Origin of the sequence: Streptomyces boluensis, from assembly GCF_009908195.1 — a bacterium.
Classification (GTDB): domain Bacteria; phylum Actinomycetota; class Actinomycetes; order Streptomycetales; family Streptomycetaceae; genus Streptomyces; species Streptomyces boluensis.
The window spans coordinates 1-2,097 of the sequence record NZ_JAAAHS010000655.1 but is presented as its reverse complement, the minus strand read 5'-3'; the positions used below and the strand labels follow the sequence as shown (position 1 = coordinate 2,097).

The following is a 2,097-nucleotide window of genomic DNA, read 5'->3' as shown; positions in this document are numbered from 1 at the left end:
GGGTTGGGGGGTGCTTTGGTCGGCTTGGGCTTCGGCTTGGGCTTGGCTTTCGCTTGGGCCGTCGCTTGGGCCTTCGCCCCGGTCTTCGCTTTGGTCTTCGCCTTGGCTTTCTGTGGGCTCGCCTTCCGCGGGTTCGCCTTCCGCGGGCTCGCCCTCCGGTGCCGCTTCCGCCTTCGCTTCCGCCTTCGCTTCCGTTTCCGTTTCCGCCTCCGCCGGTACGCCCTCCGCCGGTACGTCCTCCGCCTCAGGCCCGTCGTCGGCCGGCTGATCCGGTTCGGCGGGGGTGCCTGCGGTGTCGGTCACGTCTGGGTCCACCCCTCGTGGCGTTGGCAGTGCGGCGGCGCTCCGCGAAGCGCTCCTACGACCATGGCCCGGCGCGGGCCCCCGGCGCCTGCGGGCCGGGTGCCCACCTGCGCCGGACGGGTGGACTTTCACGACGCGGCGCCGGTGCCGCGACGAGTCGTACGAGAGGGGTGTGGCCTCGTACGGAAGCGGAAGCGGAACCGGAACCGGTGTCGAGCAGGGGCTAGCGCGCTGTGGCCGTGACCCGCTCGCTCTCGACCCGCTTCTCCAGGCCGTCCGGCGTGAGCTGGTCGAGGTGGCGGCAGAGGACCACGGAACCTCCGGCCGCGAGCGGCGCGTAGAGCCCCGAGGACAGCCCCTCCCACGTACCGAAGGAGTGGCCCGAGAGCAGCCGGGAGCCGCGGCCGAGTCCCAGCGCGGCGGCGTCGGACCGGGCGCGCTCCACGAGTTCGGCCCCCGTGAACCGGGCCCCGTCGACGGCGAGCGCGGGCTCGTCCGGGTCGACCGGCGCGTACGGCGCGAAGCGGTCGCCCTGGCTCGGGACCTCGACCGCGTAGTCCACGAACCCGGCGGGCGGCTGCGGGAAGCGGCCGCCGAGCGGGCGCAGCGCGAGCGCCACCCGCTCGCCCGAGCAGGCGAGCGCGGCGTCCAGGGAGTCGGGCCCGCTGACGACGAGGTCGGCGTCCGCCGCGGCGCCGCCCACCTCGGCGACGACGCCCACCGAGGAACAGGCGAGCAGCCATACGGCGGTCTGCCAGTGCGCGGGCAGCAGCAGCGCGAGCCGGTCGCCGGGCTCGGCGTTCAGCTCGTCCTGGAGCAGGTTGGCGGTCTTGGCCACCCAATTGGCGAAGGTGGCGACGGACAGTTCGACGCGTTCGCCGGTGGCGTCGTCGTAGAAGGTCACCAGAGGGCGGGCCGGATCCTCGGCGAGCGCGGATCGCAGCAGGTCGGCGGGGGTGCGGTCGGTCGCGTTCACGGGCGCAAGGGTACGCGTCGACGGGCCGCCGCGTCCGCCCGGCCGGGGGAGCGGCGCGGGCCGTACGAGCCGACGCGGCGTCAGTTCCCTTACGGGCGAGAACATCCCGTTGCCACACAGAACATGCGGGTATGTCATGGCTGGCGCACAGTCGACGGCATGCGTGGATACCTTGCTTCCTCGATCGGCGTCGCCTGCGCGGCGGCCCTGGCCCTGCCGCTCGTCGTGCCGCAGGACGTACGGGCCGCTGTCCCCTCCGCCCCCGCGGCGGAGTCGGCCGGGGCGGTCCCCGGCTCCACCCAGTCCCTCCCTCTGACCTCGCTCGCCACCGACCGGGCCGGCGGCGGTGCCACGGCGCAGGGCCTGACCCGTCGTGAGGTCCGGCCGTTCTCGCTCGTCGGCGTGGTCTGGGACGACCCGGCCGCCGTGCTGAACGGCCGGGTCCAGGTCCGCACCCGTGCCGCCGGCACCGGCACCTGGTCGGGCTGGCAGGACGTCGACACCCACAACCAGGAGCACGCCGCCGACACGGGCACGCCCGAGCGCGCGGCCGCCGAAGTGCGCGGCTCCACGGCGCCGTTGTGGGTGGGCAACTCGGACGCGGTGGAGATCCGGGTGGAGAGCGCGCCGCCGGAGACGCCCGAGACCTCGGGGCACGACCAGTCCGCACCGTCCGGGGACGACTCCGCCCGAGGGGCGGGTCCCGAAGCCGGTACGACGGTCGACTTCGGTACGACGGCGGCGACGACCGCGACCCAGGTGATGGCCCGTCAAACAGCCACCGCCACCGGCAACCAGACCGCCGCCCACTCCCACCC

1 protein-coding gene and 2 pseudogenes are annotated in these 2,097 nt (G+C 74.6%); 1 reads left to right on the top strand and 2 read right to left on the bottom strand.

Annotated features, from left to right (window positions below):
• Together GUY60_RS37135 and GUY60_RS37130 are read right to left on the bottom strand one after the other, a co-directional pair.
• A pseudogene (locus GUY60_RS37135) lies at nt 1–303 on the bottom strand (hypothetical protein); the annotation flags it as partial.
• A gap of 223 nt (nt 304–526) precedes the next feature.
• A complete protein-coding gene (locus GUY60_RS37130; RefSeq protein WP_161705910.1) occupies nt 527–1,279 on the bottom strand; it encodes a TIGR03089 family protein in 753 nt (250 codons plus the stop codon).
• 159 nt (nt 1,280–1,438) lie between these two features.
• Between GUY60_RS37130 and GUY60_RS37125 the strand changes: the two are divergent.
• A pseudogene (locus tag GUY60_RS37125) lies at nt 1,439–2,097 on the top strand (N-acetylmuramoyl-L-alanine amidase); the annotation flags it as partial.